Origin of the sequence: Cryobacterium sp. TMT1-3 (assembly GCF_004402315.1) — a bacterium.
GTDB classification, from domain to species: domain Bacteria; phylum Actinomycetota; class Actinomycetes; order Actinomycetales; family Microbacteriaceae; genus Cryobacterium; species Cryobacterium luteum.
Genome location: NZ_SOFW01000006.1, coordinates 422,220 through 448,207 on the forward strand (window position 1 = coordinate 422,220; position 25,988 = coordinate 448,207).

A 25,988-nucleotide genomic window follows, 5' to 3' on the forward strand; every position below is an offset into this window, starting at 1 on the left:
CGGGTTAGACCGCGGGAATGAGGGTGTACTTGGTCGAGAGGTACTCGTGGATGCCTTCGAGGCCACCCTCACGACCCAGTCCGGACTGTTTGACACCGCCGAACGGTGCGGCGGCGTTGGAGACGAGGCCGGTATTCAGGCCCATCATTCCCGTGTCGATACTGTCGATCATACGGTGTCCACGTGCGATATCGGTGGTGAAAACATAACCAATCAGACCATATTCGGTGTCATTTGACATTTCAATGGCCTCTTCGTCTGTTTCGAAGGTTCTGATGCCAACGACAGGTCCGAAGATCTCCTCCCGCACCATGCGGCTGTCGGCGCTCACGTTGGCCAACACGGTCGGCGTGTAGAACGAGCCGGGGCCCTCGGGGCGCGTGCCGCCGGTGAGCAGGGTGGCACCGTGGGCGAGGGCGTCCTGCACCAGGGATTCAATGTTGTCGACGGCCGCGTCGGTCACGAGCGGACCGAAGTTCACCGTGGGGTCGATGCCGGGGCCCGGCACGAGCTCGTTCACTCGCGCGGTCAGTCGACGGCCGAATTCCTCGGCTACCGACGCGTGCACGATGAATCGGTTGGCAGCCGTGCAGGCCTGGCCGGTGTTGCGAAACTTCGCGATCATCGCTCCGGTGACTGCCTTCTCAAGGTCGGCGTCGGCGAACACGACGAAGGGAGCGTTGCCGCCGAGCTCCATCGAGGTGCGCAGCACATTCTGGGCGGCCTGGGCGATGAGCGCCCGCCCGACGACGGTCGACCCGGTGAAGCTGAGCTTGCGCAGCCGAGGGTCGGCGATGATCGGGGCCGATACCGCCTGCGACTGGTTCGTCGTGATGACGTTAACGACACCGGCCGGCACACCGGCATCTTCCAGCAGCTGCACGAACAGCAGGGTGGTCAGCGGTGTCAGCTCAGCCGGCTTGACCACCACGGTGCAGCCGGCGGCGAGTGCCGGCGCGATCTTGCGGGTGGCCATGGCGAGGGGAAAGTTCCACGGCGTGATCAGGTAGCAGGGCCCGACCGGTCGTTGGGTTACGACCATCGTGCCGGTCCCCTCCGGGGTGGGGCCGTAGCGGCCGCTGATGCGCACGGCTTCTTCGCTGAACCAGCGCAGAAACTCGCCGCCGTAGCTGACCTCGGAGTTGGCTTCGGCGATCGGCTTGCCCATTTCGAGCGTCATGAGGGTGGCGAAGTCGTCACGTCGCTCCTGCAGCAGGTCGAAGGCGCGCCGCAGAATCTCGGCGCGTATCCGGGCCGGGGTGGCCGCCCACGAGCTCGCTGCCCGAGCGGCCGCATCGAGCGCACGGGTGCCGTCGGCGACGGATGCGTTCTGAATCTGCTTGAGAACCCGCCCGGTAGCCGGGTCGGTCACCACGATCAGATCCCCCGTGCCGTTTACCCACTGGCCGTCGATGTACAGCTGGTCGGGTACCCGAGCCAACAGTTCGACCTCCGTCGACCGCACAGCGGCACTCTCGATCACGGCGCTCATGCTGCGGCCGAATCGGCAGCCAGCGCGTCGGCCAGAACCTGCAAGCCCTCGAGCAGCAGGTCGTCGGGAATGCTGAGCGGCGGCAGAAGGCGGATGACGTTGCCGTAGGTTCCGCAGCCGAGCAGGATCACACCCTGCGCGTGGCAGGCGGCGATGACGCGATTGGTCAGCCCAGCATCCGGCTCCCCGGTAGCGGGGTCGACGATTTCGATGGCCATCATGGCGCCGCGACCGCGCACCTCAATGATGCGCGAGTCGACCGCGGCGAGCGCGGTCAGGCGGTCACCCATGATCTGTCCGAGGGTGGCGGCGCGCTCCACCAGGTTGTCCGTCTCGTAGGTGTCGATGGTGGCGAGCGCGGCGGCACAGGCGAGCGGGTTGCCACCGTAGGTACCACCGAGGCCGCCGGCCTGCGGCGAGTCCATGATGTCGGCGCGGCCGGTGACGGCCGACAGCGGCAAGCCGCCGGCGATGCCCTTGGCGGTGCAGATCATGTCGGGCACGATGCCCTCGAATTCACAGGCGAACATGTGCCCCGTGCGGGCGAAGCCGGTCTGGATTTCGTCGGCGATGAAGACGACCTCGTTGGCGCGGCACCAGGCCAGCAGGGTGGCCAGAAAACCCGGAGCTGGAACGATGAAGCCGCCCTCGCCCTGGATGGGTTCGATGATGATCGCGGCGAGGTTGCTCGCGCCGACCTGCTTCTCGATCTGGGAGATGGCCCGATTGGCTGCAACGACGCCGTCTAGGCCGCCGTCGCGCAGCGGGTAGGACATCGGTGCGCGGTAGACCTCGGGAGCGAACGGACCGAAGCCGCTCTTGTACGGCTGGTTCTTGGCGGTCAGGCCCATGGTCAGGTTGGTGCGGCCGTGATAGGCATGGTCGAAGGCCACGATGGCCTGCTTGCCGGTGAAGTGCCGGGCGATTTTGACGGCGTTCTCGACCGCTTCAGCACCGGAGTTGAACAGCACGCTGCGCTTCTCGTGGTCACCGGGCGTGAGCCGGTTCAGGGCTTCGGCCACTTCGATGTAGGAGTCGTAGGGTGCCACGGTGAAGCAGGTGTGGGTGAACTGAGCCAGCTGGGCAGCGACGGCCTCGACGACGCGCGGAGCGCTGTTGCCGACGCCGGTGACGGCGATGCCCGATCCGAGGTCGATGAGTGAGTTGCCGTCGATGTCAACGAGAACGCCTCCGCCGGCGGCTGCGACGTAGACGGGCAGCGCGATGCCGACGCCGGCCGAGACCGCCCGGGCCTTACGTTCACTCAGCGCCTTCGACTTCGGCCCGGGGATGCTCGTGACCAGCTTGCGTTCCTGAGCCAGCGAGGGACCACCGAGCGGCGTGCCGGTGGGGCGAGCGGGAGCTACGAGTGTCATGAGGGTTCCGATCGATGCGAGGGCGGTATCGCGGCACGATGCCGCTGTGCCAGAGCAGCACGGGGCAATGTTAGACAGAAACAGGTCAGCCACCGCCATCCCGCCTGTATAGTGTGGGCATGTCAACTCGCCTATCTGTATAGGGACCGATGCTTCCCACCCTGCGCTTGCTCCTCGCTGAACCGAATCTCGGACTCACCCTGCTCGGAGACCCCGAACCAGCGGCCCGTGGGGCGATGCTCGAGCGAACCGTGGAGTGGGTGCACAGTTCCGATCTGATCGACCCGACCCCGTTCCTCTCCGCCGATCAGGTGCTGCTCACGACCGGCACCCAGTTCGGCGCCGACACGGCAGCGGATGTCGACTTCCTCCCCTACGTGCAGCGCCTGGCTGCCCGAGGCATCACCGCCCTCGGTTTCGGCACCGAGGTGATTCGGGACGGCACACCCGACGCGCTGCTCGCGGCCTGCCAGTCGCTGGGGGTGCCCCTGTTCGAGGTTCCCTATCGCACGCCGTTCATTGCCGTGGCCCGGGCAGCCGGCGATCTCGTGGCCGAGGATCGATTCGCGCGCGCCACCTGGGCCCTCAAAGCCCAGCGCGCCATCGCGCTCGCCGCGCTGCGCCCCGACGGTTTGAGCGCGACCCTCGCCGAACTGTCCACCCAGCTCGGCCACTGGGTGGCCCTGTTCGATGTCAGCGGCACCCTCGACCGGGTGTTTCCCCGCGAAACCTTCACCGTCACCCCCGACGCCCTCGCCACCGTGCAGCACGAGGCCCGGCGACTGCTGGCCCGCGGCCAGCGCTCCAGCAGCACCATCGACGCCGGCGGCGAAACCCTCACGCTGCAGACCCTCGGCGGCCACGACCACCTGCGCGGGGTGCTGGCCCTCGGCGGCCCTCGCGCCCTCGACCAGGCCAGCACCGAGGTCGTCACGAGCGTGATCGCACTCGCCGGCCTCGCCCTGGAGCAGAACAACGCCCTCGCCCGCGCCCAGGGACTGCTGCGCACCGGGCTGATGCACACCCTGCTTGGCGGGGACCAGAAACTGGTCGAGCAGATCTCCCGGCAGATGTGGGGTGCACTCCCCGTCGCACCGGTGCAGGTCGCCGTCGTCGACGCGCCGGCGCCGCGCCGCGACGCCATCACGGACTACCTCGAGCTGCGCGTTGAGGATTCCCCCGGGCAGGTGTTCTTCGCCCGCCAGGACGACACCATCGTGCTGTGTCTCGACCGCGCGGCGCACGGCATCCTGGTGAATTTGTGCACGCTGTTCGACCTGCACGCCGGTGTCTCGGAGCCGAGCAGCTATCGCCAGCTGCCCCGCGCCCTCGAACAGGCCGAGCAGGGACTGGCCAGGGCCAAAGAAGGCGCACCGGGCGTGACCGAGTTCGGCGTCGTCGCCCGGCAGGGCGTGCTAGCGCTCCTCGCGAGAACGGATGCCCGCGAGGTCGGCCTGGCCACGCTCGCGCCGGTGCTCGCGCACGACCGCGTGCACGCCACAGAGCTTCTAGGAACCGTGCGTGCCTGGCTGCTCTGCAACGGGCACTTCGGCGAAGCCGCAGCCCAGCTCGGCGTGCACCGCCACACGGTGCGCACCCGCATCCAGCAGGCGGAGCAGCTGCTCGCTCGCGACCTCGGGTCGTTTCCGGCCCGGGCGGATGTCTGGGCGGCGCTGCTCGCGACCGACAACGCCGTTCTGTAAAAGGTCAGGCCGTGAGGGTCCACGGCTTGCGCCGCACCAGCACGTGCCCGCGGCTCGTGCTGAGGCGGGTCCACAACCCCGACTCGAACAGTTGCACCGGTTCGTCGTCGGCGAGAAATCCCAGGCTGAACGCCGCAAAACCGGCTCCGGTGGGCACGAATTCGAGTCCGTCGACCTGGCGGCCCCAAACCTCCGAGCGCACACGCTCAACGATCAATTCGCCGGCGCCCTCGGGAACAGTCGCGGCAACCTCGTCGATCCCGGCCCGAGCGGCCACTTCGAGATTTGCCGCCGGAGTCTGACCGTGCGGTTCCCAGCCGCCCTTCGGCGGGGAGATGCCGGCCCAGGTCACCGTGTTGACCTCAAGGGGAACGGTCACCGTGACCGGCACGGTCGGGTCGCTCGTGGTGGATTCGAGGCGCTTGAGACGCTCCAGCAGGGACCGCACCGGCACGACCTTGTCGAGGTCCACCGGCTCGGTCAGGGCGAAGGTGCGCAAGCCCAGCACTGTCGGGCTCGCATCGAGCAGACCCCGCGGATAGAAGATGGCGGTGTAAACCGCGAGAACGCCCTCGGTGGCCATGAGGCGCACCGAACCATCGAGAACACGTCCGGAGCGTGACAGAAACACGATCAGGTCGCTGAGGGACTGGGAATCGGTAAGAGTGAATGACTGGCTCATCATCTCCTAAACTACCAAGATACGAAACATCCGCATGCCGCGGTCGCGAACTTGCCCGAGGAGACAGCATGCACAAGCCGATGGAAGGCCTCCTGGCTGTCCTCGATCTGACCGACACCGGTGCCCGCACCAGCGAAGACATCTTCACCGGTCCGTCCCAGTGGATGCCGCTCGGCCGCGTGTTCGGCGGACAGGTGCTGGCCCAGTCGCTCGTCGCCGCGATGCGCACGGTTCCCGACGAACGCCACGTGCACTCCATGCACGGGTATTTTCTGCGGCCCGGCGACGTCAATCAGCCGATCACCTTTTCGGTCGAGCGCATTCATGACGGTCGCTCGTTCTCCACCCGCCGCACGCAGTGCTATCAGGACGGCGTGCCGATCCTGTCGATGATCGCCTCGTTCCAGGACGCCGACGAGGGACTGGAACACCACGTCGAGATGCCCACCGACATCCCCGACCCGGAGAGCCTGCCGTCGGCATCCGATTCACTCTCCCACATCGACCATTCGGTGGCCCGCTACTGGGCGAGCGAGCGCCCGTTTGATATGCGGCATGTTCCCTCGCCGATCTATCTCAAGGTCAACGGTGAACACACCTCTCGCCAGGCCGTCTGGATGAAGACGTTCTCCCCGCTGCCCGACGACCCCGACCTGCACCGCGCGGCACTGGCCTACGCGAGCGATTATTCGATCATGGAGCCGATCATGCGCCGGCACGGCGTCGCCTGGTCCTCTCCGGGACTGAAAGTCGCGAGCCTGGACCACGCCATGTGGTGGCACCGGTTCGGTCGGGTCGACGAGTGGTTGCTCTATGTGCAGGATTCCCCGAGCGCGCAGGGGGGCCGCGGCCTCGCGACCGGCAGCATCTTCAACCGCGAGGGTGTGCTCCTGGCCACCGTCGCGCAGGAGGGCATGCTGCGCGTGCCCATCGTTCTCGAGTAGCTCGCCTACCAGGTCGGTTTGGATTCAAGCAACACCCGCTCGTCGGGCATCCACCGAATATCCACACTCGCGATGTCGTTCTCGGCGACGCTCGTGGTGCCGGCCGCGCTGATCGTCGTGCCGGGGCCCGAGATCCAGCTGGCGACGAGGGTCTCCTGGCCGTCCCGGTCGGTTACGAACAGGGCGTACGGCTGCGGCCCGAAATCGTTGCCGCTCTCGGCGTAGCTGCAGCTCGCATCGATGCGGGTACCCCAGTCTTCGCCGGTCAGGCTGAACGTAGCGGTGAGCGGGCTGGGAACGACCGCGGTCATCGCGACGGCCGGTTCGCTCACGCTGCGATTGGGTTGTGGGAGCCAGCCCGGCACGACCAGGGCAGCGGATGCCGCGATCGCGGCCGCCGCGACCACCGCGCCGGCGGCGAGCAGCCGGGCCCGCCGGGTTCGCGCCCTGGCTGCCTGCACCAGTCGGGGCAGCAGGATGGCGGAGGGGGCGGCATCCGTTCGGGGACCAAAGGCCTGGCCAAGCTGCAGGGCCTGGTCGAGCGGAACCTGTGCCAGCAGCCCGGGCAGGCCCACGAGGTGGGCGACCGCCTGGCTGCAGGCGACGCAGTCGTTGAGGTGGCGCTCATAGTCCCGTCGGTCACCCGGTGACAGGGCGCCGAGCACGTAGGCGCCATCCCAGTCGCTGTACTGATCTGCCGGGGTGTTCATCGTTCCGTCACTCCTCGCTCCTGCAGGGCAAGCCGCAGGGCGCGCAGGCCGTAGTGCAGCCGTGATTTGACGGTTCCTTCGGGAATGGCGAGGTCCCCGGCGGTCTCGGCCACGGACTGACCCCGGTAGTACGCGCAGACGATGACCGCCCGGTGGTCGGCCGAGAGGTCGTGCAGGGCATCCGCAACAAGCCAGGCGTCGAGCAACGCGTCGGTCTGGTCGTCAGTGGGAACCTCGGGCAGCTGGTCGGTCGGTATCTCGTGCCGGGCCCGTGCCGAGCGACGATCGTCAATCACCAGGTTGCGCGCCACCGTGAAGAGCCAGGCCCTGGCTGATACTTCAGTCTGGTCGAGCAGACGGGGGCGTCGCCAGGCGCGCAGCAGGGTCTCCTGAACGACGTCGTCAGCGAACGCGGGGTCGTGGGTCAAGCGCACGACATAACGCCACAACAGTGCCGCGTGTTCGTCGTGGAGGGCCTGCAAGAGTTCGGTACGCTCATCGGCCATGACCTACCTCCCCTGCTTAACACGATGATGTGGTCGTTGCGGTTCATGTCAAGGGCTGAAACACTGAACCGAACCGCTCCCGACCTCGTTTTCAGCTATAGCAGAGCCAACCTACCCGCGAACGCGTTCATCAAGGAGAATCATGACACCGGCACTCAACCTGTCCCGTCGCACCATGATGCTGGCCGGCGGAGGCGCTGCCGCAGCGGTGACCCTGGCCGCGTGCAGCAGCCCAACGGATGCCGCCACCGTCCCCCCGAGTTCGGCACCGACCGACTCGGGCAGTGCCGCCGCCGCGTCACCGACAGAAATCGCCAAACTCGCCGACATACCCGTCGGCGGCGGCCTGGCCGCAACCCTCGACGGCCAACCGATCCTGCTCGCGCAACCGACCAAGGGCACGGTCGTCGCTTTCAGCGCCATCTGCACGCACCAGGGCTGCAAGGTGAAGCCGGCGGCGACGGAGTTCGATTGCCCGTGCCACCAGTCCCGGTACGACCTCGCGACCGGCGAGGTTCTCGGCGGTCCGGCCCCGCGGGCGCTCGACAAGGTGACCGTCACGGTCGACGGCGACACGGTGCTGGCCGGGTGACGACCGATGATCAGGGACTAATCAGGGACTAATCAGGGACTGATCAGGGACTGCTCTGGGACTGCTCAGTCGCTTGATCAGCGGCGGGCGAACGCGATCGGTGCGTCAAGATAGGGCGTCCAGGCCGCGCGTTCGGTGTCGTTGATGCGCCGCGGTCGCTCGCTCGCTGCATCGACGAGCACAATGGTCGTGTTCGCTCGGGCATACAACAGCTCGGGAACCACGCCCTCCGGGCTGTACACCTCATAGCAGACATCGAGGCTGGCCCCGCCGAGTTTGCCGAGCCACAGTCGCACGTCCAGCGGCTGCCGCAGGTAGGGCACCGGCGCGAGATATTCGATCTCCTGCCGCGCGATGAGCGTCAGGGTCGCCGCTCCCGGGCGTCCGTCGAGCACGGCCGTGCTCGCGCCGATCGCCCCGTCGTCTTCGGTCACCCAGAAGGCCAGGATGCGCGCCTCCTCGAGCAGGCGCAGCATCTCGGCATTGTTGACGTGTCCGTAGGCGTCGAGGTCGGACCAACGCAGGCGGATCGGTACGTGCAGCTTCACCGGTTCGGCTCTCTAGTCGCGGGTGAGCTTGCGGTAGGCGGAACGGTGCGGCTTGGCCGCATCCGGGCCGAGACGTTCGATTTTGTTCTGCTCGTACGACTCGAAGTTACCCTCGAACCAGTACCAGTTGGCCGGGTTGTCGTCGGTGCCCTCATACGAGAGGATGTGCGTGGCCACCCGGTCGAGGAACCACCGATCGTGGGTGATCACCACGGCGCAACCCGGAAACTCAAGCAGCGCGTTCTCAAGCGACCCCAGGGTTTCAACGTCGAGGTCGTTGGTGGGCTCATCGAGCAGCAGCAGGTTGCCGCCCTGTTTCAGGGTGAGGGCCAGGTTCAGACGGTTGCGCTCACCACCGGAGAGCACACCGGCCTTCTTCTGCTGGTCGGGGCCTTTGAAACCGAAGGTCGACACGTAGGCGCGCGACGGAATCTCGGTCTTGCCGACCTGGATGTAGTCCTGACCGTCGGAGACGACCTCCCACAGCGTCTTGTTGGGGTCGATGCCGCCCCGGTCCTGGTCGACGTAGGAGATGTCAACCGTTTCACCGATCCGCAGCTCACCGCCGTCGAGCGGTTCCTTGCCGACGATGGTCTTGAACAGGGTGGTCTTTCCCACGCCGTTCGGGCCGATGATACCGACGATGCCGTTGCGCGGCAGGGTGAAGCTGAGGTTGTCGATGAGCATGCGCCCGTCGAAGCCCTTCTCCAGCTTGGTCGCGTCGATGACCTGGGCGCCGAGGCGCGGGCCGACCGGAATCACGATTTCTTCGAAGTCGAGTTTGCGGGTGCTCTCGGCCGCGGTGACCATCTCTTCGTAGCGAGCCAGTCGAGCCTTCGACTTCACCTGGCGGCCCTTGGCGTTGGAGCGAACCCACTCGAGCTCGTCGGCGAGACGACGCGACAGCTTGGCGTCCTTCTTGCCCTGCACGAGCAAACGTTCCTGCTTCTTCTCCAGGTAGGTCGAGTAGTTGCCCTCGTACGGGTACAGGTGTCCGCGGTCAATCTCGGCGATCCACTCGGCGACGTGGTCGAGGAAGTACCGGTCGTGGGTGACGGCGAGCACGGCGCCCGGGTACTTGGCGAGGTGCTGCTCGAGCCACAGCACGCTTTCGGCGTCGAGGTGGTTGGTGGGTTCGTCGAGCAACAGCAGGTCGGGCTTCTGCAGCAGCAACTTGGTCAGCGCAACGCGGCGTTTCTCACCACCGGAGAGGTTGGACACCTCGGAGTCGCCCGGCGGGGTGCGCAGGGCGTCCATGGCCTGTTCGAGCTGGGAGTCGAGGTCCCAGGCATCCGCTGCATCGATGGCTTCCTGCAGCACGCCCATTTCGGCGAGCAGGGTGTCGAAATCGGCGTCGGGTTCACCCAGGGCGAGGCTGATCTCGTTGAACCGGTCGACCTTGGCCTTGATCGGTCCGACGCCCTCCTGCACGTTCTCGAGCACGGTCTTGCTCTCGTCGAGCTGCGGCTCCTGCATGAGGATGCCGACCGTGTAACCCGGGGAGAGTCTCGCCTCGCCGTTGCTGGGCGTGTCCAGACCAGCCATGATCTTGAGGATGGTGGACTTTCCGGCACCGTTGGGGCCGACGACACCGATCTTGGCACCGGGAAAGAAGGACATGGTGACGTCGTCAAGGATCAGCTTTTCGCCGATCGCCTTGCGAGCGCGGACCATTGAGTAAATGAATTCGGCCATAGTGTTTACCAGTCTATTTGCCGGGTGGCCCCGACCAGACACAAACCGGTCGACAGAATGGGCGCGACCACGCTGTGGAAGCCATTGCTGGCCGGGCCGATCTGGCCGATCAGACATTCGCCGGCGAACCGCACCGAGAACTGCACCGCGTCGGCGGCGAGATCGGCCTGAGTACGGTCGAAGGTCACTTCCATGGCGGCCCGGTCGAACCCGCCGGCCGCGAGCGCGTCGATGTAGTCGCGTCCCCCGGCGGCCGGATTGGCTTTGATGACCCCTGCCGCCACAAAGTTGAAGTAAACGAGGTTCTCGGCGGCGGTTCCGGTGGGCAGCAGCCTCGGGCTGGAATCGGACGTCGCCGAAGGCTCCGGTTCCGGCTCGGCGGAGCCAGACGACGCCGGCGCGGTGGTGCCGGGCTCGGCCGGGCTGGCGGTGCAGGCCGTCAGGCCGACCGCGAGGAGCAGCACTGCGCCCACCACTCCCACGCCCCCCAATCCCCGGGTACGCCGCAACTGTCGGGTGCGCCGCCGCCCGGAACCCATCGTCATCTTCTGCTCCGCCGGTTCTGCCACGCTCACGAACTGCCTCCCCCAGTCCACACATGTGGACGATGCTACGAGTCTAAACGCGCATACGCATCCTGGTCAGCGTCGCTGTCGATTGGAACAAAGCCGTCTCCAGAACGGTCGATGCGACCGGGTTCGGCCTCGTACGCTGCGAAGGAGTCCGCGGATTCAACCGGTTCCGGCTCGGTCAGATCTGCACCAGCCTGATCGGTACCGCTCTGCTCGGCACCGTTCTGCTCGGCAACGCTCTGGTACGCACCAGCACGCGCTGGTGGCCCGCTGCGCACCGGTGTCGTGGTGTACCAGGCGAGGTCGTGTCCGACGGAGTCAGCAATGATCTCAACGGAAGTCCCGGATTTTTCGGCGTTGCTCCATTTGCGAACGACCAACCGCCCGGTGACGACGACGTGCTCGCCTTTGCTCAGCGACTTGCCCGCATTCGCGGCCAGCTGGCGAAACGTCGTGACGGAGTACCAGCAGCTCTCGTCAACGATCCATTCGTCTGTGGCCTTGTCACGGTGACTCTGGCGGGAGGCCAGCCGAAAGGTGGTGATCGGGGTGCCGTTCTTGCCGAAGATCACACGGGGGACGGAGCCGATGACTCCGGATATTGTGATTTGGTCGCTCATGGTTTCTCCCGGCACAGTGATTGCGTGAAAACGCAAGCGCACGGCGCCAAGCTTTCTGCCGGCGCACACGACCCGGGAACGACAACTCGTGCCAGTCTTCGTCGTTCCCAGGTCGCACACTGCGAGTGTGCCGCCCGCAGTAATCTCTTGGTGCGGGCGGCGGGGAATCGGTGGAGAATCCTCCCCGCTAGCGGCTGGGGAGGAGGAACTAGCCGACGAGGTATTCGGAGTACGACTTGCGAATCTTGTTGACCTTCGGCACCGCGACCGCCATGCAGTAGCCCTGACCGGGGTTCTTGTTGAAGAAGTCCTGGTGGTAGTCCTCGGCCTCGTGATAGTCGCCGAGCGGTTCGATCGTGGTCGTGATGCCGGAGCCCCACCATTCGCTCGCCCGATCACGAGCCGTTTCGAACAGTTGCTTCTGCTCATCGCCGGTGTAGAACATGGCCGACCGGTACTGGGTACCCACGTCATTGCCCTGGCGGTTGAGCTGAGTCGGATCGTGCAGCGTGAAGAACACGTCAAGAATGACGCTGGCCGGAATGACCTCGGGGTCGAAGGTCACGGCGACGGCTTCGGCATGGCCGGTGCGCCCGGTGCAGACCGCTTCGTAGCTCGGAGTGGCGGTGGTGCCGCCGGTATACCCGGACACCACGTCACTCACTCCGCGTAAGACCCGATAGACAGCATCGAGACACCAGAAACATCCACCCGCGACCACAAAAGTTTGCACCCGATCAGCCTAACTCGTCGGTCGCTCTGCACCCAGTTGGAACCGGTGTTCCCGCCGCCTGTTCGCCCAAAGCGGATGTCGGTGGTCCCCCATACGCTGAGTGAAAGACCCGCGGCCGGCCAGGTGACCAGTGATTCCCAACGAAGGAGCTCGAATGTCCACTCTCAGTGCACCGCGTACCGCTCGCGCAGGAGTTCCCGTGGTCCGTGGCCGCTCCTTTATCCTCGTTCGCGACGGGCTCTGGCGCATTGTCGACCCCGACGGCGCTGTCATCGGCTACATCGAATGTCACCCGGGGGGCGACGGCGATCGCTACAGCGCTCGCCGAGTGGTCTTCGCGACCCGCACCCGTGAGGTTGGTGTGTTCTGGCGCTTCGACGACGCGGTCGACTGTTTTCGCTAGCCGTCACCTATTTGATGCATTTGGGTGGGGGCACGCCGCGTCTGGTCCCCGAGAACGGGGTGCGGCGCGGATAAAATCCACCACATGGAATGGTGGAATAGCTTCGTAGCCTGGTTTGCCGCTGAAAGCACCCGACCGCTGGTTTTCACCGCGGTCGTGTTCGTCGGCGCGATCGTCATTGCCAGCGTGCTGGCCGCGTTGATCTCGCGCGGAGCCGTCAGACGCATCCTCACCCAGCGAGACCGCGAGATCAAGGTGGCAGCGATCGCTGCCCTGGTCGACGCTGCGACCGAGGCATCCGTCTGGAATTCGTTGACACCGCAGGAACAGGTCATGAGCGATCGCGCCGTCGGCCAGGCCGACATCCAGGTGCGGTTGTTGCCGATCCGCGGATCGGGAATCGCTGCGAACTGGGCCAACCACGAACTGTATGAACTCAAGCGCACCTCCGCCACCTTCGGCTACCAACTGGAGCCGGCCCTGGTGGAGTTTCGTGACCGCTTGGTCGAATGGCAGAACAAGCCGGCCCGCGCGCGCAAGATCTTTCAGGGCGACCTGGACCGGTGGAAGGCTCAGAACTCCTCGACCGAGAAGAGCCTGCTGGCCGAGCAGGACGCCTGGGTGGCCCAGCAGCATCACGACCAGTACACGGCGAGCGATTCCGCTCCGGTACCGGTGCGGGCTGCACCGATCACCCCCGCGGCGGTGAACCGTGGGGTGGCATCCGCTTCACCGGTATCGTCCGATGCCTCAACGGAAACGCAACGACTGCTCGACGACGTGAACAAACTCGAGGTGCGCAGCACCGACCCGCTGACCCGATCCTCGGCGGCACCGACGCTCTGAGCGTCGATAACATCGGCATCGAGCCGGTCGGCGCTTCTGCGCTGACCGGCTCGTTTTTTATGCCCGGTGGGGAGCTGCTTTCGCCACTCGTCGCTACTTCCACCACTCGTCGAAGAGGGAGGCCGGCACCCGCCGCTTGTGCTCGGTGTTGAGGTAGCGCGCTTCGATGGCGTCGGCCACTTCGTCTTCGACCGGCTGTCCCTCGAGAAAATCGTCGATGTGCTCGTACTGCAGCCCGAGGTTGGCCTCGTCGGTCTGGCCGGGTGTGTGGTCGAGCAGGTCGGCGGTGGGATCTTTCAGGTAGAGCTGCTCGGGCGCGCCCAGCTCCATCAGCAGGGCTCGGCCCTGGCGCTTGGTCAAGCCGGTCAGCGGCAGAATGTCTGTGCCGCCGTCGCCGTACTTGGTGAAGAATCCGGTCACCGCTTCGGCGGCATGGTCGGTGCCGACCACGAGCAGACCGAGCTGGCCGGCCAAAGCGTACTGGGCGATCATGCGCGAGCGGGCTTTGACGTTGCCCTTGGTGAAGTCGGTCATAGCCACATCGAGGCTCGCCAGAAATTCGCTCTCGAACCCGTCCACGGCCAGTTCGATGTTGAAGGTGGCTTGCGAGGGCGGGCGGATGAATTCCAACGCGAGTTGGGCATCCGCTTCGTCGCGCTGCACGGCGTAGGGCAGGCGCACGGCCACGAAGGTGGCCGGGTGCCCCTCGTCAACGAGTTCGTCGACCGCCATCGCACACAACCGGCCGGCGAGGGTCGAGTCCTGGCCTCCGCTGATGCCCAGGACCAGGCCTTGGGCGCCGGTGCGCTTGAGGTAGTCCTTGAGGAATTTCACCCGGCGGCGCACCTCCGCGGCCGGTTCGATGGTGGGTGAGACGTTGAGTTCCGCGATGATTCGCGCCTGGAGTTCTCGCATAGTTGAATCTACCAACCCTCGAGAAGTCGTGCTGCCTGGTTGTTGTCCAACTGTTGAAGCAACCCGTCACCGACTCTGGCAGTCAGAAGAAACATCTGAATTCGTGTCATTGTGATCATGAGATTCCCTCGCGCTTAGGGGTGGTGTGCGGTAGAATTATGGGTGAAGGAGGCACCGTCGCCATGCCCCTCACCGCCCCGCCCGCCGCAGCCGGTCCCGTGCCGGAGGGTTCCCGGGTTGAGGCGGTCGCTCAGGCCGGTGCCCTTCTGGCGGCGGCGTTTGACGGTGTGACCTTTGGGTACTTCGACGATGCGGAGGCCATCGCGGTGCTGGCGGCACTCGAGGGTCTCCGTCGTAAGCTCGATGGGGCCAGACTACGTTCCACCACCGACATCGGGGTTCGGGCCGAGACCGACCTCGGGAACGGGTCGCTGGCCTTTTGTAACGGATGCCGCACCCGGGTCGAGTTCATCGCCCAGCTCGCCGGCATCAGTGGCCGTGAAGCCAAACGTCGCCTGAAGCTGGGTGAGAGCACGGTGGAACGCACCCCGATGGGGCTGCCGGTTCCCGCCCGCTACCCGGTGATCGCCGATGCGCTCGGCAGCGGCGAGCTCGGCCTCGAATCGGCGGAGATCATCGCGACGACCCTCACCGCGCTGCACGGCACGGTGCTGCAGAGCGACCTCGACCACGTCGAACGTGCCCTCGTCGCCTCCGCGACCGGAGCGATCACGCCGGAGACTGCCGGGCTGCCGGGCTGCCGGGGGCGGGCATCCGCTTCGCACCCGACCTGCTGCGCGCGCAAGCCCTGGAATGGCAGGGGCGGCTCGACCCCGACGGCACCGCCCCGAGCGGACACGCCCCACTTGAGACCGCGCCGAGTATTGATGGCGTCGGTCACGATGTTGGTCGGCATAAGCCGGCGCAAGAAGCAGCAGCTGCGGGCCGTGGCGGCCAGGATGAATTCGAACATGGCGCGGCCTCTCAGATATTGTCCTCGCCACGAGCGATGGCGCGCAATATCGGTGACCTGAGAAAATTCCAAATCAGATCAACCACAGACGAAAGCACCGAAAATGCGTTCCAAAAGCGGATGCTCGCGCACCGCCCTGCGGTCCTCGCAGGCAATAATCGGCAACGGCGACACTCCCACACCCGCACAATGTTGCGCAGAACGGATACTGACCGCCGTGGCGGCCGTTTCGCCAATACAAAGGACGAAATGAAAGCCACTGTCCAGACCCGCGGTGGCACTCAGCGGATGCCCAGCCGGGAATTCCTCCTGTCGATCATGGTTCTCCTTAAGACGCGTCAGGATCGGCGAGCGTCAGTGCCCGCTGGAGAAACCGACGCCGGCCTCAACTGAAAGAAGATCAAACATGGACATCAACAATCTCGATCTCACAGATCGACGCGGAATCATCACGGGGGCGGGTCAAGGCATCGGTCGCGCAATCGCCCTCGAATTTGGTCGACGCGGTGGCCACCTGCTGCTTGTCGGCCGCCAACTGGCCACGCTCACTGAAACCGGTCGACTCGTCGCCGCCGCAGGCGGAACGACCGAGATCCTGGTGGAAGACCTGACCAAGCCTGGTGCCGTCGAGCGCATCGCACACACCGTCGCTTCCTGGAAAACCGTTGACCTCCTCGTCAATAATGCCGGCAATGTGCGCGCGGGTCGGCTCGAGCTCACCAGCGATGCGGATGTTCACTCGATGATTGATCTGAACCTCACGGCCCCGATCCTGTTGACAAAAGCACTGCTCCCTGCACTTCGCGAAAGCGGTCAGCAACGCGGAAGTATCCTCCTAAACGTCTCCAGCGGGATAGCACTTGTTGGAATGCCGTTCTATTCGATTTATGCTGCAACAAAGTCAGGCTTGGCCCAATTCGGCGAGTCGCTTCGCCGGGAATTGACCGGAACGGGTGTGCACGTCGCGACCGTGTACCCCGGCGCGACCGACACTGACATGATGAGGTCGCAGAATGCCGGCGCCGAACTCGGCTGGGGACGCCGCAGTCTGGCCGACGTCATCACCGATCTGATTACGGCCCTGCAGGCCGGCGAACATGAAATCAACACCGCGCCGGAAGGCCGCCGTGCCATGCAAGACCTCAACCGCACTGACCCGATGGCAGTGGATGCCGCCCTCGCGCCCGGTCTGGAGAACCTCGAACTCGCTGTCCGGGACCACCGCAGCATTTAGGAGTCCGCGCGCTCCGGCCTGCCTCCGGCAGCCGCCCTGCGAGCTCGCTCATCGTGCGCACAGGAGTGCTTAGACGAGCCGCCACCTGTCTGTGTGTGGCGGGCTCGTCTGCCCGAATGAGCCAAGTAACAACGCAGTACCTGCCGTCTCCATAGACACCCGCAGTACCTGATCCGCCGCACTTTTCGACAGGTTGACGCCCGCCGGGGTCGATCCGGTGAACGACAGTTAGCGAAGCCGGGCGTCCGTGATCAGCGGCCCGGTCACAGCGCCAGCGCTCGTAGTCTGCACCACGCTGAGAACGTCGGCCGGTATCCCACGCTCCTGAAGCACCTGGTCAAAAAAACAGCGCGCTGAGCGGGGTGAGAGTGGCTTGCCCATCCCGAGCGTCATCAGCAGTGCAAAGTCATAGACCCCGACGCTCACTGCTTCGAACGCGCCCAAAGCCCGACTGTGATCGCGCCTCAATGAAGCAGGCCTGTTGGCGGCGCGTGTTGCGGCGGAACTTTTCGTGCAACGTGGGGCGCCATCCGGAACTTAGTCGCGCATTCGGCTGCCTGTACCGGTGTGTTCGCCCGCGGCAGCGCAAAGCTAAACCTTCTTCAGCGGATCATTTCCCCAGTTCATCAACGAGTAGCGCCAGCGCGAGTGCTCGACATCGGAATCCGGTTTCTGTGCCGAATGTCGCTTGACGTAGCCGACCACCTTATGCATGTGTTCGATATCGGACGCGGTCAGATCTCCTCTATTTGTTCCAAGAATCGTGACGATCCTGCGTCCGGACCGATGGCCGGTGGATTCCCCGCTACCATCGTCTTTCTGTCCGACCTCTTTGGATTCGTCTGTGTCGAGCCACGACGAGATCTCACTGGCGGTCATCGTGACCGCGTTTTTCCAGTCGTCCCAGATCGCATCAACATCGTTCGCTTTAGCTGCCATAACTCAATCATCGTGGTGAAGCTTCACCTCGACAAGGGCGTGTGTTGGCTTAGTGGGGTGATCCGAACTTTTACGAAAGGGCTCGGTCACAAGAAGCACTCTTGGCCCTACGAACATTCGAATTGCGCGCATCGGCCGAACTGGCGGCGAGCTGATAGTTGACTTCCCACTAGTACCTGGACACAGCCGTCCGTAGGCTGCGAGCATGAAAGTTTTCAGCACAGGTGACCGAGTGAGTTGGGCGACGTCTCAGGGGCGAACTCAGGGGGAAGTCGTCGACAAGAAGACGAGCGACTTTGACTTCGCGGGCACAACGTTTCACGCCTCGAAAGATGACCCTAAATATATCGTGAAGTCCGAGAAGACGGATGCGGAAGCCGCCCACAAGGCCAGTGCCCTGCGCAAGCTGTCGCCACGATAGGGCAACTGCTATTCGAACAAATAGGCACTTCTATCCGGCTGCCGGTACCTTCGGTTTGCACTGGATGAAGGGCGGGGGCGGGGCTGGCCGGAGCGAACCCGATCCAGGAGTTTGACCTAAGTCCTGAACCGTTTGGCTACTAACGACGGCTCGCAGACCAGCGGCACGCTTCCGCGAGCTCGTCCAGCGATTTCCGAGCGGGCTTTCGGCCGACCTGGCTAGAATGTCCTCAAAGCATTTCAGAGACGGATGCCCGCGGATGGGAGTCCCGCGGCGATAGCCGGTAACAGTGCATCGAAGGTGTCATCTCCTTTTGCGAGCCGCTGCGCTGCCGCAAGCGCGGCATGAGCGCGGGCGGCATGAGCGCGGTCGGCATGAGCGCGGTCGGCATGAGCGCGGTCGGCATCGAGCTTCTGGGCCGTCGAATCCGGAACTGCCCCAAGCGGCCGAACACCGGTGATGCCGTAGCGGTCTCGGTAGGCCGCGACGGCGCATCCGTTTTGGTGCCACGCGACTGCGGCCGCCCCGCGGGGCGCGGGGCCGAGCGCCCGAGTCCACGGCTCCCCCGCGAGCAACGCCTGGTCGAGCACAGCGGCCGCTCGCGACTCGATCAGGTCGGCGCGCTCGGCCAGCGCCTGGTGCATGGCAGCGTCCATCGGCCCGATCGCGCGCGGGATCAGCCCTGCGACGAGACGCGGCGCACGGCGCGTGCGACCGGCTCCGGTATCCCGCGACTCGACCGCCGCGACCCTTGACCGCAGTACCGCAGCGATGTCTTGCGCATCCTCGAACCCGCGCGCCGCGACCACGCGTGGCAGCAGGCTCGCCACGTCGACATAGTGGGCCTCCGCCCGCCTTAGCTCTGCAGTCAGCGGCCCGAAGGCATCGGAATTGATCACGTCCAAGGCCTGGCCCGGCGACAGACCACTCGCACGCACCAGCGCGGCCCACCGGTCGTGCTGCGCAGCCGCCGCGAGGGTCTCGTACTCCGCCGCGAGTTGCGCCACTGAGCCCCACGCATCCTGCTCGGCCGCCAGAGTTTCGTGGGCGGACAGCTCGGCGCCGACGTGCTGCAAAATGCCACAGAGGATGCTGCGCGCCGTCGCGTCCGCCACGTCACCCGGCCGCGGCCCGACGTGGGCAATGTCGGGGCGGTCGACGGCGACGTAGGCGGTGTTCGCTTCCCGTCCCCGCGTCATCGCAACGTACAGGTTCTCGCGCGGCATGCTCGGCGCCACGACGACGTGCGCGGTATCGGTCGTGAGGCCCTGCGCCCGGTGCGAGGTGACCGCGTAGCCCAGGTCGACGTGCTGAGCGAGGTACGACGCGGGCAGCAGCACCGCGCTCCCCCACCGCCGACCCTGCCGCTGCACCTCGACCGAACCGTTCCGATGCACGCCGATCACGTTCCACCGGTCGCCGTTCCGCACCCAGCCGCGCGACGCAAACAGTCGCCGATCGTTCCGACGGGTGATGACCATGTCACCGACGGCGGCGCGGGTTCCGTCGTGCAGGGCGACCTCGTACAGCGCGTTGACGCGACCCTCCAGAATCAGTTCGGTGCGAGCGCGCACGTTCAGCGCCGCGACCGCCTCGTTCGAGTCGCTGATCAGCACGGTCAACTTGCCCGAGCGGATGTCCGCACGCCACGCCTCGTAGGCAGCATCCGCCATCGCCTCGGTGCTGCCATCGCGCAGGCGATCGTGTCCGGCATACCGGTCAATCACGTCGGGGTTGCCTTGGCGCAGTTTGAGGGACGCGGTCTTCTACCACTCGTGCAGGAAGAGGTGCACGTCAATGAGTTTGTCCGAAAAAGTGGTCGGCGTTCAACAGGAGGCGTACTGTCACCATGTGCTGGTGCCGCCGCTCAAATCGTTGAGTTTACGAAGGGCTTGACGCCATCTAAGTGACGGTCAATACTAACGGCATTGGCAGAACCCCGACCCACTTCGTCGGGCTCAGCAAGGAGAAGTTCGCATGCGGAAGCGATTCGCTGTCGGAACGGTCACGATTTCCGTGGTGCTTGCACTCTTACTCTCGGGATGTGTAGGCAGCAGGATCGTATCCACCGGCGCGGATGATGCTGCTCGAGCAGCGGCGAACCTGATTCACAGGGGCGCGGACGCTGGGGCGCGGGGCGCGGCCGCGGTCCTGCTCCACACCGGAGTCGACGATGCGGCCGCCTTTCGGAGCGCGGCGAACGCGGCAGTTGATGACGCCGTTCAGGCTCCTCGCTGGACTAAGTTCAAATCGCAATTCGCCGCGAAGGTAGCAATGACGCGCGAAAGCCCGTTGTGCGAGCCGGCAATCGATCTGGTCTTCGCAAAAGATTCCGAGGATGTAATCGATGCGTTGTACGGGCTCGCTGGGGAGGCGGATGCCCGAGGTGACGGGCAGGAGCTCTATAACGACACGCTCGACTTGATTGAGATCTGGGAGAATTACGACCCAGCAGAACCCGACAAAACATATCTCACGGTCAGTACGGCCCTATTTCAAGACTTCTACTGCGTTGACTAAGGTGCATCGGCTCAACACTCGCTCGGGTCACTAACCCGCCCGAGCCGGGCACGCCCCACTTGAGACCGGAGAGTGCGAATCGAATCGAACACGATGTTTGGTCCGCCCAAGCGCAGCAAGGAGTGGTGAACGCGGGCGGTCAAGGTCCAAGTGAGCTCAAACCTGCGGCAGCCTTTCAGGTGCTGCCTCGTATCAAGCGATGGCGCTCAATACGGCAAGGTGGGACTGATATCGACTGCCCAGTCGACGCGCTGGTCAAGTAGAACGTCCACGCCGTCTCCGGGGACCTGCCATTCCGTGAACAGCGCATCGGTCCTGCGTGGCTCTTGCGAGGAACGATGTCGTCGGTCTCGACCTCTTCCTGCGTACGCTCGCTCAAATGGCTCGTACGAGCCAGTGTTGTTGCGAGACCTCTGGGCCGGACTGTTCAATAGGGTGAGGGTTTCGAGGCTCGCATTGAGCGCGTCCACAGCCTCACGCGGCAGGTCCTCCGCGCGGAGCAACACCGGAGGCGACTGGGCGACGGTCAACAGACCGTGCCGGAGCACGCGTGTAGCTCGTTCTCGCCACGCCGCCGTGAGATCTGCCAGCGAGTGCACCTGCTTCGCCGGCCGCGTGGCGAGCGTGGCCTGCGCGCGCAGCCTCATGATCGTCACCGGCCTCGGCCGCCGCCTGTGACTGGTCACGTACTCCTCGATCAACCGATCCGTCTCGACATCGATGTGCCGAGACCGGGTCGAGAATTCCGCAACGAGCGCCTCCGGCACGCCGGCCAGAGCCCAGGCCGGATGGCGTTAACGCCCCCGCCCGCGCCTCTCCCGCTGCACGCCGAGCGATCGCGTGAGTTCGTCGGCAAACAGGGATTCGCGCCCCGTGGGAACCCTGTCGCGGCCGGGCGATGCGGCCGCCCTGCGCGAGTGGAACGATCCCGAGTCGGGCGCGGTGATGATCCACGACCCGCACGCGCAAACCCTCACCGCGATCGTCGCGGTGTCGCACCCGGCGTTCGCGCTGCTCGACCCGGACGAACAGCATCGACGCGTGGTCGGGTGGGACCGTGTCTTGGCCGGGGCCTGCCGGTCGGGCCGGATCGCGCGTCTGCAGGTGTCGGAGCGCACGCTGCCCGATTCTGGTACCGGGCTGGCCGAGTGGTGGGAGCGGCATGGCATCAACGACGGTAGTTGGGCCGCCACCACCTATCGCGATCTCATCGAGCGCGCCGGGCCCACTAAGGAGCACCATGCGACGACGACAGCGGTGTCCCTCGACCTGAGCGCGGCCTCCCGACAGGTGCGCACGCAGGGCGGCGGTATGCGCGGCGCAGCGACTGTGCTGCGCCAGGAAATGACCGCCCTGACCGGGGCGCTACGCGCGGCGGACCTCACGGTCGGTGACTGGCCGACCGCCGACGAGCTCGCGGTGATTCTGCGAACGGCATACGACCCCGCCGTCGGCGTCGATCTGGTGCGGCATCCGTTGGTTGGGCGGTCGCTGGCCACGGCCGGGCCGGTCGCGGTTGCCGAGGGCTGGGATCACCTGCGCACCGATAGCGCGTTTCATGCGGTGTTGTGGATCAGTGAGTGGCCCAGGTCGCAGGTGTTCACCGGTTTTCTGTCGCCGCTGGTCTTCAGCAACGGCATCCTGGGCACCGTGTCGCTGCACTACCTGCCCGTGCGCGCCGACCAGGCCGCGCGCGACCTGCGCACGAAGAAGACCGAGCTGATCAGCGACGCCCTCCAACGAACCCGCATCGACCAGATAGAGGATGCCTCCGCCACCGCCGAATACGACGACCTCCTGCACCAGGAGGCCGACCTCACGGCCGGGCACGGCGTGCTGCGCACGACAGGACTGGTGTGCGTGACCGCGGGCACTGTTGATGAGCTCGATGCCGCCGTCGCGTCGATCGAACAGGCCGCGATTCAGGCCTCGTGCGAGACCGACTCGTGGGGCAGCAGGCGCAGGCGTTCACTGCTGCGGTGCTGCCGTTGTGTCGAAGGGTGTGAGGAGTGCACTCGCCCTTAGAGGATTAGGACTTCTACTTGCAATGGCGCGCAGTAGTCGGTGAGCCAATCGCGATCTTCGGCGAAGGCGAAGGCACGCCCGTAGTCTGATTGAATATTTAAGTCGGATTGATTTACTCGGTCACCGAAAAGGGTGTACACCCGGTCGCTGTTGCAGCGCCGACTCATATAGACCACCCCATCGAACCCGGCGATGTGCGCAGCCTCCGCCCACTTCACGGTTTCCGGATACCGATCTGCTTCGGTCTCCGTCACTTCGCTAGCGGGCACACCAAGCCGTCGGAAGCTGGTTCCGAGGAAGGCTGCGAGTCGAAGCCGCCGGGTAAGGATTAGCTTTGAGGCGACGCTCGACTGGTAACTGCGTGGGCGGAGAACCCCGCCTGAAAATGGGACGCTGTGGAGGAGCGTTTCGCAGATGGCAGCGTCCTCGGTCGCTGCCGCGTAAAGGATAGGGACTATTGGGTCACCAAAAAACGCGAAGCGTGTAGGAGCACCGAGTCCGGGGTTGAATTCGTTGGCTGCGCGGGTGTTGCTGTGCACCCGGTACAGCGGCGATCCGCCAGGTAGAAATATGGTTGCTGCAGTAAAGGGTGTCGGTGGTGCTACCACTGAACAGTCGCTTCATCCCGCGCTCTAGTCAGAATCTCCTCGGTCGCATCTAAGTTGTCGGCTGGTCGTCCGCCGCCGTAGTAGCCCGACGGGGAACTCAGCCAAATGGTCAGATCTTCCACGTTCCATGTGAGTTCCTCCGCCAGCGCCAAGAGGAGAGGAATTGCCGGTTTGATCCGGTGAGTTCGAGCGTTGAATTGGAACCCAGGGTAGACGTAGGAGTTTCGACGTTGAACTCCCAAGAGTTGCCCCTTGGCACGGAGGTTGGAGGCGTAGGCCCTGTTAGCGTTCTTGGCGCCGAGGAGGGCAGCGACCTCGGTACTGGTGAGGAGTTTGTACCTCTCTTCGACCTCTCGCCACACATTCTCTGTCGCCTGGAGGGCACGGGCGGTGGACGGTGTTGCCGCCGTGTCCAGCTTCGTTAGAGCCGGGCCTAACGCTTGGACGCTAAGCCGGGTATTCACCAGGTCCCGAATCAAGTGCTGTGCTTGCTGGCGACTGAGGCCCGGTATCAAGGCGAGGAGCTGAGCGGCGACCGAGTCGAGTGATTTTGGATCACCCAGTGCTGGCGTCTGCGCGTTAGCGGCTAAAGGTGCTCTAACCTGCCGGGCTTTCACGCCACGAACATTATCAATCTGAATAACACGCACGACCTTGGTGCCGCGCATCTTTCGGCCACCGGCATGGGCATGCGTGAATGTCGTCGCCTGACTTTTGTTCTTAGCCTTCACAACGTTCACCGCATCCGAGGTTTGGACTTTCTTTGCTCGGGCTGCACGCACGATCCTGTCTTTAGTGCTCACAGTCGCCTCCGTTACTTACATCAGAGTCTAGCGTCAGTTCTGTCAGATATGGCTGTGGGTTTCACGTTTATGGGCGCCTTGAGACGACCGTACTCTTGAGTGCTACTTCGATCTGTTGCTGGGTCGGAGCTCCGGCCACGCCGTTCGGGGTGAGATAGATCCGGCAGGCGAGATCGCTGGTGCGGCCCTCCGTGGAGAAGAGATCGACTCCGTCGACGAGGATCGTCGGCGATCCGGCGAAGAGAAGACTCGCGGCCGTCTCAGCGGAATCGATCAGTATGGACTTGATGGGCGTGTTCGACGGCATGGTGTTGCTGACCGCGCGTTGCAGGCGATGAAGGGTTTCTCCCGAGTTCGGGCAGTCTGCGACGTGGAGAATCTCGATTGTCGCCATGGGTTTCTTCCTCTGCACGGGACCGTCGAGATCCAAATCTTCAGACGGGTACGACGCCTCGTAGCCCAATTGTGCCACCGGAGTCCCCCGCCACGTAGTCCACTGCGCACCTCCAAGACGAACCGGCTCAACCCGCTCGACGAGGGCCACCGGGCAGCATCCGCTTCAGACGAAGAGTGGTCGGCCCAGCTGGCCGCCCGGCGCCGCGACCTGATCGGCGCCCTCGCCGAAACCGTGCTCGATCGTCCCCTCAGCCCGCTCGAGCACACGGCCATCGACCTCGCGCTGGCCGATGCCGTGCGCAGCGCCGAGGTACCGATCCTGCCGATGGTGGTCTCAGCGACGCGAAGTGACGCGCGTCTTTTCGATCTGCGAGTGTTCAAGCGGATGCTCGCCACTGCCTGAATCAGACTGTCTTAGCTATTCGAAAAATCGTCAGTCCAGAAGAGCACAGACGCAACGACTGGGCGGATACCGCCCGGTCGCACCAAGAACACGGGGACCTTCGGCCCTACCTGTTGCAACCCATCGCCCGTAGCGTCGACATGCACCTCGTCCTGAGCTGGCTACCCGCCCGCGACACAACCACAGAGGATCTCGATGACCGTTCTACAGCCTGCTCCCAACGTCACACAGGTTGACCGAGCCGACAGGTCCACACCTGTGACATCTGTATGGCGTGTGTTACTCCTGATCCTCTCCGGGTTCTGCATCGTTTCGGCGATCGCTGGATTTATCGCGCTCGGGCCGGGCGGCGCCCCGGGCTGGCCGCTCGAATTCCTCGAGGGCAGCCCCTTCGACAGCTACTGGTGGCCCGCGACCATTCTTCTTGTCGTGGTCGGCGGAACTCAATCCGTCGCTTTTGTGCTCCTGTTACTTCGCCGCGCTTCGGCGCCCCTCTGGGCCGCGATCGCAGGCTTTGCCATGGTGATCTGGATCATCGCGGAACAGCTGCTCTTTTATGTGCCGGATGTGAGCGGCGAATGGATCGCACTGCCCATCCTCCAGATCGTCTATTCCGCGGTCGGTCTGGCGGAGCTCGGCTGTGTGCTCGCACTCCTCGGAGTCTTCAACCGCGAACACACCCATGCGGTCATCGCCCGTCGAGCGGCCGGGCCGCAGGAATTATCAGTGCAGCTACCGGTGACGGCGGTCTGATCGTCCTCAGCGGAGCTCGGCTTCATTGCCGAGACAACGCGACAGAAAGGTACGTGCGGCGCATCTCCTAGTGAGCGCGGACCACGACGGTCTGCCCCAATCACAGGAGGCACAGTCCCATGGCACTTCACACCCAGCATTCACTGTCCGGCTTTATCGCATCAGAGCCGCAGCAATCCATAACCGAGAACGGCGACACCCGCTTCTACGTGCGCGTCGGCCAGCCGCACTTCCGCCACGAATACAACGGCAGCTTCACCGCGCTCAAGCCGACGTTCCACGACCTTGTCGCCTACCGAGCCACCGCCGAACGGGCGCTCACCCGATTCGCGAGAGGCGACAGCTTTGTCGCTGCAGGGTATGTGCGAACCTTCCAGGTCGAGCGCGACGGCGAATTCATTCAACGCGAAGAGTTCGTCGCCAAGAAGATCGGCCACGATCTCGCGGGCACCAACTATCAGGTCACTAGAACCAATCGCCCGGCTCCGGGCAGCGAACAAGACGCTGCCGCAACGCGGGAGGCAATCGTCAGCGAGACGGAAGCTGCTCACGCCAGCTCGGGGTGGTGAAGCAGCG

At 64.9% G+C, this 25,988-nt stretch carries 28 protein-coding genes and 2 pseudogenes; 13 read left to right on the top strand and 17 right to left on the bottom strand.

The window, feature by feature from the left end; all coding sequences use genetic code 11:
- Window positions 1-4: 4 nt before the first annotated feature.
- Together E3O25_RS02505 and gabT are read right to left on the bottom strand one after the other, a co-directional pair.
- Window positions 5-1,492 carry an NAD-dependent succinate-semialdehyde dehydrogenase gene (locus E3O25_RS02505; RefSeq protein WP_092110859.1) on the bottom strand — a complete coding sequence of 496 codons (1,488 nt, stop codon included), beginning with the start codon at window positions 1,490-1,492 and terminating at the stop codon, window positions 5-7.
- The gene (gene gabT, locus E3O25_RS02510) at window positions 1,489-2,868 is read right to left on the bottom strand and encodes a 4-aminobutyrate--2-oxoglutarate transaminase (protein ID WP_134360360.1); all 1,380 of its coding nucleotides are present in this window, start codon (window positions 2,866-2,868) and stop codon (window positions 1,489-1,491) included. Before gabT ends, E3O25_RS02505 begins: the two co-directional genes overlap by 4 nt.
- Before the next feature lie 149 nt (window positions 2,869-3,017).
- On the opposite strand from gabT, the gene E3O25_RS02515 reads away from it, so the two are divergent.
- Window positions 3,018-4,571: a PucR family transcriptional regulator gene (locus E3O25_RS02515; RefSeq protein ID WP_092110861.1), complete on the top strand. Its 1,554-nt coding sequence runs from the start codon at window positions 3,018-3,020 to the stop codon at window positions 4,569-4,571.
- Window positions 4,572-4,575: 4 nt separating this feature from the next.
- Here E3O25_RS02515 and E3O25_RS02520 read toward each other — a convergent pair whose 3' ends face one another.
- Window positions 4,576-5,253 carry a hypothetical protein gene (locus E3O25_RS02520; RefSeq protein WP_134360361.1) on the bottom strand — a complete coding sequence of 226 codons (678 nt, stop codon included), beginning with the start codon at window positions 5,251-5,253 and terminating at the stop codon, window positions 4,576-4,578.
- Window positions 5,254-5,321: 68 nt separating this feature from the next.
- Between E3O25_RS02520 and E3O25_RS02525 the strand changes: the two genes are divergently transcribed.
- Complete coding sequence (locus tag E3O25_RS02525; protein WP_241988469.1) at window positions 5,322-6,197, top strand: acyl-CoA thioesterase II; 876 nt, start codon at window positions 5,322-5,324, stop codon at window positions 6,195-6,197.
- Between the two features lie 5 nt (window positions 6,198-6,202).
- Here the strand turns inward: E3O25_RS02525 and E3O25_RS02530 are convergent, their stop codons facing one another.
- Both E3O25_RS02530 and E3O25_RS02535 read right to left on the bottom strand, forming a co-directional pair.
- Window positions 6,203-6,907 carry an anti-sigma factor gene (locus E3O25_RS02530; protein ID WP_134360362.1) on the bottom strand — a complete coding sequence of 235 codons (705 nt, stop codon included), beginning with the start codon at window positions 6,905-6,907 and terminating at the stop codon, window positions 6,203-6,205.
- The gene (locus E3O25_RS02535) at window positions 6,904-7,413 is read right to left on the bottom strand and encodes a sigma-70 family RNA polymerase sigma factor (protein ID WP_092110866.1); all 510 of its coding nucleotides are present in this window, start codon (window positions 7,411-7,413) and stop codon (window positions 6,904-6,906) included. The genes E3O25_RS02530 and E3O25_RS02535 overlap by 4 nt, the downstream gene beginning before the upstream one ends.
- 142 nt (window positions 7,414-7,555) lie before the next feature.
- Between E3O25_RS02535 and E3O25_RS02540 the strand changes: the two genes are divergently transcribed.
- On the top strand, window positions 7,556-8,005 hold the full coding sequence (locus tag E3O25_RS02540; protein ID WP_092110868.1) for a ubiquinol-cytochrome c reductase iron-sulfur subunit: 450 nt from the start codon (window positions 7,556-7,558) through the stop codon (window positions 8,003-8,005).
- Window positions 8,006-8,082: 77 nt separating this feature from the next.
- Here E3O25_RS02540 and E3O25_RS02545 read toward each other — a convergent pair whose 3' ends face one another.
- The 5 genes from E3O25_RS02545 to msrA all read right to left on the bottom strand — a co-directional run bounded on the left by E3O25_RS02545 (window position 8,083) and on the right by msrA (window position 12,173).
- The gene (locus E3O25_RS02545; RefSeq protein ID WP_092110870.1) at window positions 8,083-8,553 is read right to left on the bottom strand and encodes a thioesterase family protein; all 471 of its coding nucleotides are present in this window, start codon (window positions 8,551-8,553) and stop codon (window positions 8,083-8,085) included.
- A gap of 12 nt (window positions 8,554-8,565) precedes the next feature.
- Window positions 8,566-10,248, bottom strand: a complete 1,683-nt coding sequence (ettA, locus tag E3O25_RS02550; protein WP_092110872.1) for an energy-dependent translational throttle protein EttA — start codon at window positions 10,246-10,248, stop codon at window positions 8,566-8,568.
- A 5-nt stretch (window positions 10,249-10,253) separates the two neighbouring features.
- On the bottom strand, window positions 10,254-10,823 hold the full coding sequence (locus E3O25_RS02555; protein ID WP_134360363.1) for a hypothetical protein: 570 nt from the start codon (window positions 10,821-10,823) through the stop codon (window positions 10,254-10,256).
- Between the two features lie 35 nt (window positions 10,824-10,858).
- On the bottom strand, window positions 10,859-11,440 hold the full coding sequence (locus tag E3O25_RS02560) for a single-stranded DNA-binding protein (RefSeq protein ID WP_092110876.1): 582 nt from the start codon (window positions 11,438-11,440) through the stop codon (window positions 10,859-10,861).
- A gap of 208 nt (window positions 11,441-11,648) precedes the next feature.
- Window positions 11,649-12,173: a peptide-methionine (S)-S-oxide reductase MsrA gene (msrA, locus tag E3O25_RS02565; protein ID WP_134360364.1), complete on the bottom strand. Its 525-nt coding sequence runs from the start codon at window positions 12,171-12,173 to the stop codon at window positions 11,649-11,651.
- A 154-nt stretch (window positions 12,174-12,327) separates the two neighbouring features.
- Here msrA and E3O25_RS02570 point away from each other — a divergent pair, with 154 nt between their 5' ends.
- The gene (locus E3O25_RS02570) at window positions 12,328-12,576 is read left to right on the top strand and encodes a hypothetical protein (protein WP_134360365.1); all 249 of its coding nucleotides are present in this window, start codon (window positions 12,328-12,330) and stop codon (window positions 12,574-12,576) included.
- An 84-nt stretch (window positions 12,577-12,660) separates the two neighbouring features.
- Window positions 12,661-13,422: a hypothetical protein gene (locus E3O25_RS02575; protein ID WP_174721695.1), complete on the top strand. Its 762-nt coding sequence runs from the start codon at window positions 12,661-12,663 to the stop codon at window positions 13,420-13,422.
- Between the two features lie 93 nt (window positions 13,423-13,515).
- On the opposite strand, the gene nadE is transcribed toward E3O25_RS02575, so the two are convergent.
- Complete coding sequence (nadE, locus tag E3O25_RS02580) at window positions 13,516-14,337, bottom strand: ammonia-dependent NAD(+) synthetase (protein WP_092110882.1); 822 nt, start codon at window positions 14,335-14,337, stop codon at window positions 13,516-13,518.
- A 182-nt stretch (window positions 14,338-14,519) separates the two neighbouring features.
- Between nadE and E3O25_RS02585 the strand changes: the two genes are divergently transcribed.
- Both E3O25_RS02585 and E3O25_RS02590 read left to right on the top strand, forming a co-directional pair.
- Window positions 14,520-15,371: a DUF222 domain-containing protein gene (locus E3O25_RS02585; protein WP_166805947.1), complete on the top strand. Its 852-nt coding sequence runs from the start codon at window positions 14,520-14,522 to the stop codon at window positions 15,369-15,371.
- A gap of 345 nt (window positions 15,372-15,716) precedes the next feature.
- Window positions 15,717-16,544, top strand: coding sequence for an SDR family oxidoreductase (locus tag E3O25_RS02590; protein ID WP_092110886.1), 828 nt, complete (start codon window positions 15,717-15,719; stop codon window positions 16,542-16,544).
- A 591-nt stretch (window positions 16,545-17,135) separates the two neighbouring features.
- Here E3O25_RS02590 and E3O25_RS02595 read toward each other — a convergent pair.
- Window positions 17,136-17,483, bottom strand: a complete 348-nt coding sequence (locus E3O25_RS02595; RefSeq protein ID WP_092110890.1) for a DUF3140 domain-containing protein — start codon at window positions 17,481-17,483, stop codon at window positions 17,136-17,138.
- 205 nt (window positions 17,484-17,688) lie between these two features.
- On the opposite strand from E3O25_RS02595, the gene E3O25_RS02600 reads away from it, so the two are divergent.
- Window positions 17,689-17,904 (top strand): DUF2945 domain-containing protein, encoded by a 216-nt coding sequence (locus E3O25_RS02600; protein WP_092110892.1) that lies wholly within the window; start codon window positions 17,689-17,691, stop codon window positions 17,902-17,904.
- Window positions 17,905-18,143: 239 nt separating this feature from the next.
- Here E3O25_RS02600 and E3O25_RS02605 read toward each other — a convergent pair whose 3' ends face one another.
- Window positions 18,144-19,631 carry a TrwC relaxase gene (locus E3O25_RS02605; protein WP_134360368.1) on the bottom strand — a complete coding sequence of 496 codons (1,488 nt, stop codon included), beginning with the start codon at window positions 19,629-19,631 and terminating at the stop codon, window positions 18,144-18,146.
- A 250-nt stretch (window positions 19,632-19,881) separates the two neighbouring features.
- Here E3O25_RS02605 and E3O25_RS02610 point away from each other — a divergent pair, with 250 nt between their 5' ends.
- Entirely contained in the window at window positions 19,882-20,424 is a 543-nt protein-coding gene (locus E3O25_RS02610; protein ID WP_092110896.1) for a hypothetical protein, read from the top strand.
- A gap of 206 nt (window positions 20,425-20,630) precedes the next feature.
- Here E3O25_RS02610 and E3O25_RS17825 read toward each other — a convergent pair whose 3' ends face one another.
- Complete coding sequence (locus tag E3O25_RS17825; protein ID WP_338419415.1) at window positions 20,631-21,191, bottom strand: relaxase domain-containing protein; 561 nt, start codon at window positions 21,189-21,191, stop codon at window positions 20,631-20,633.
- 100 nt (window positions 21,192-21,291) lie between these two features.
- Here E3O25_RS17825 and E3O25_RS02620 point away from each other — a divergent pair.
- Window positions 21,292-22,430, top strand: a pseudogene (locus E3O25_RS02620) (SCO6880 family protein); the annotation flags it as partial.
- Between the two features lie 15 nt (window positions 22,431-22,445).
- Here E3O25_RS02620 and E3O25_RS02625 read toward each other — a convergent pair.
- The 3 genes from E3O25_RS02625 to E3O25_RS02635 form a co-directional block, all read right to left on the bottom strand.
- Window positions 22,446-23,057, bottom strand: a complete 612-nt coding sequence (locus E3O25_RS02625; RefSeq protein WP_092110898.1) for an RES family NAD+ phosphorylase — start codon at window positions 23,055-23,057, stop codon at window positions 22,446-22,448.
- Window positions 23,051-23,860, bottom strand: coding sequence for a hypothetical protein (locus tag E3O25_RS02630; protein WP_134360369.1), 810 nt, complete (start codon window positions 23,858-23,860; stop codon window positions 23,051-23,053). The genes E3O25_RS02625 and E3O25_RS02630 overlap by 7 nt, the downstream gene beginning before the upstream one ends.
- A 67-nt stretch (window positions 23,861-23,927) precedes the next feature.
- The gene (locus E3O25_RS02635; protein ID WP_092110902.1) at window positions 23,928-24,254 is read right to left on the bottom strand and encodes a hypothetical protein; all 327 of its coding nucleotides are present in this window, start codon (window positions 24,252-24,254) and stop codon (window positions 23,928-23,930) included.
- 120 nt (window positions 24,255-24,374) lie between these two features.
- Here E3O25_RS02635 and E3O25_RS02640 point away from each other — a divergent pair.
- From E3O25_RS02640 to E3O25_RS02650, 3 genes and pseudogenes are all read left to right on the top strand, one after another.
- Window positions 24,375-24,590: pseudogene (locus E3O25_RS02640) on the top strand (ATP-binding protein); the annotation flags it as partial.
- 264 nt (window positions 24,591-24,854) lie between these two features.
- Window positions 24,855-25,412: a hypothetical protein gene (locus tag E3O25_RS02645; RefSeq protein ID WP_166805948.1), complete on the top strand. Its 558-nt coding sequence runs from the start codon at window positions 24,855-24,857 to the stop codon at window positions 25,410-25,412.
- Window positions 25,413-25,531: 119 nt separating this feature from the next.
- Entirely contained in the window at window positions 25,532-25,981 is a 450-nt protein-coding gene (locus tag E3O25_RS02650; protein ID WP_092110906.1) for a single-stranded DNA-binding protein, read from the top strand.
- Window positions 25,982-25,988: the final 7 nt, after the last annotated feature.